The organism is Vibrio sp. Isolate30, from assembly GCF_022397975.1.
Taxonomy (GTDB): Bacteria; Pseudomonadota; Gammaproteobacteria; order Enterobacterales; family Vibrionaceae; genus Vibrio; species Vibrio fortis.
Map to the genome: position 1 here is coordinate 1 of NZ_JAKEUS010000021.1, position 2494 is coordinate 2494.

The window sequence follows — 2494 nt, forward strand, 5'->3', positions numbered from 1 at the left end:
ACGTATATCAGCATGAGAACCGACGAAATTACTTGCTTCACCTATGCGGTAACACTACTACTGATTTACTAGTAAGGCTCTGGAAATGTGGGAGCAGAAACTTCTACGCTCTTATTGACAGTGGGGGTCATATCAACGCCCTGTTAAGGTGATGAGATGGTCTCCCCCTACCACTTCACATGACCGTAAGCCATGCTTGGAGTGTTCAGGTCCACAGTAAAAGGAGAAGACCATGACTCAGCATAAAATCATCGGCATCGATTTAGCAAAAAACATCTTCTTTCTGTTTGAAATCAATCATAAAGGAAAGAACCTCTCTCGTAAAAAACTTCAACGAAGTAAGTTACTTAGTTACGTCGCCAATAAAGAGCCTTGCACCATCGCGATGGAAGCATGCTCTGGTGCCCATTACTGGGCTCGCGAATTCTCTAAACTCGGACACCAAGTGCTACTTTACGCCCCACAGCATGTGAAAGCACAAAGGCGTAAACAAAAGAACGACTATAACGATGCTGAAGCTATCGCCGAAGTTGCTTTATTCCAGAGACCTCACCCCGTTCCTCATAAGTCAGTGGAACAGCAGGACATTCAATCCCTCATCCGGATGAGACGACTGCTCGTCACCGAAAGAACTCGTTTCGTCAATCAAATCCGTGGCCTTATCTCGGAATACGGCGTCATTATGCCTAAAGGAAAAGCCGCCTTCACAAAAGCCATACCTGAAATACTTGAAGATAGTGACAACCAACTCTCGCCTATCTTAAGAGAATTATTGGCAAATCAATACGAGCGCTACTTATATATCGATGAACAAATTAAATGGTTCGATGACAAGCTCAATCACACTATTAAACAGTTCGAGAATGCCAAGCGACTCATGTCTATTCCCGGCTTTGGCCCCCTTACCAGTCAAGCCGTTGCAGTATGGCTTGGTTCTGGACAACAGTTCAGAACAGGTAGAGATGCATCCGCTGCGATGGGGCTAGTACCCAAACAAGAAACAAGCGGCGACAAAATCATTCTTCTTGGGATAACAAAACAAGGCAACACCTACATCCGCTCATTACTCGTACATGGGGCGAGAGCCGCGTTGAGGCGCGCTAAATTTAAATCCGACAAGCTCAGTAAATGGATGTTAGAACTCCAAGAGCGACGAGGTCCAAATAGAGCTGCGGTCGCTCTCGCTAACAAGCTCATGCGAATAGCATGGGCTATCACCACCAAAAATGAAGAGTATCAACCAGTATAAAACAAGTATCACCAACCCTTTGCAAAGTACGTAGTGAGATGAATAACAGGATAAATCCTACACGTTGAAAACCTTATGCTCACACTGGCTTTTTAAGTCGATAAGGTGATTAGGACTTCGTGTTCGACTGCCTCATCTTGGCCAAGGCAATAGCCGTTAAACAGGCCGTATATATGGAAGTTAACCTGCGCTTTTAATCATACTGCTGACTTGCAAAACTGGGGGAGACCATATATGTGAGCAACGCTACCACAAAACTAAACCATACCGCCATAAACACAAAACCCAACGATGGCACCAAAAATGCCAAGCGTTGGGAATCACTCTTAAATGCTTTGTTATGTACGTTTTCGAACTGGAGTTATGAAGGATCACCCTCGTCGATTTTACCCTTTACCTCCAACCACATTTCTCTTAATGCAGCAGGATCTCTTTTAACACTAGCTGTGCCAAAGAAGTCCTCATGATCTATCATAAAACGCATATCAACAGCTTCTGTAGCAGATTCAGTATGATATTGAATTTCATCTTCGTAGAACTTAACGACAACTAATGGATCATGCTCGCCCTCGACTAAGCGCGCGTGATACAGACCTATATAGTAAGGAGCGAGTACACCCTTACTGTTAAGTTCGGACGACTTAATCATTCCGTACTCTCGGTCTTGAATTGTTTGATATACTTCAACGTAACCTTGATCGGTCCACTGTTGCAGGAGTGCGGCTATTTCGGGAACATACTTGGTTGAATCATAGCCGAAATAGTCGCTGATTTCTTGAAAGGAAGGGTTAACGAGAGCTCTTGTTATTGGTTTCTGTTCGATGTTGCTCATTACTAGCCTTAAACATGGTAAGAAGATTAGCCATTGTTTCTTCTTTAGTTTTGCCAACCACTGAAACACCTCGATGTTTATCACCGATGTCACTTGCCATTTTGAGCAGGTCTAAGTTTGGGTTAGTCATAATAATTTACCTTTGTTCCTTTAACGGATGTATCAATATCACGATACGTAGTTAATATTACTAGATAGAACCTGAAGGATCAATTTTTTCATTCGAAACATCTAGCTTTCAAGAACCCCTTAGTTTACGCAAGTACATAGACATAATGACCCCCACGAGGTGCTAGCCTCCAAAATCGTGGGTTAGCTTAAAGCCAGAGCCATAATTAGTGCGTCAAACAACTAAATTTGGAGGCTAGCATGACTAACGATAGCATAATTTTCATTGGCTTAGATACGCATAA

3 protein-coding genes are annotated in these 2494 nt (G+C 43.1%); 1 reads left to right on the forward strand and 2 read right to left on the reverse strand.

The features are described 5' to 3' along the window. Positions 1 to 232: 232 nt before the first annotated feature. On the forward strand, positions 233 to 1249 hold the full coding sequence (locus L1D60_RS23315; protein ID WP_239843166.1) for an IS110 family transposase: 1017 nt from the start codon (positions 233 to 235) through the stop codon (positions 1247 to 1249). 361 nt (positions 1250 to 1610) lie between these two features. Here L1D60_RS23315 and L1D60_RS23320 read toward each other — a convergent pair whose 3' ends face one another. Beyond that, positions 1611 to 2081, reverse strand: coding sequence for a hypothetical protein (locus tag L1D60_RS23320; RefSeq protein ID WP_138941939.1), 471 nt, complete (start codon positions 2079 to 2081; stop codon positions 1611 to 1613). Then, positions 2038 to 2211: a hypothetical protein gene (locus L1D60_RS23325; RefSeq protein WP_157731315.1), complete on the reverse strand. Its 174-nt coding sequence runs from the start codon at positions 2209 to 2211 to the stop codon at positions 2038 to 2040. Before L1D60_RS23325 ends, L1D60_RS23320 begins: the two co-directional genes overlap by 44 nt. Between the last annotated feature and the right edge of the window lie 283 nt (positions 2212 to 2494).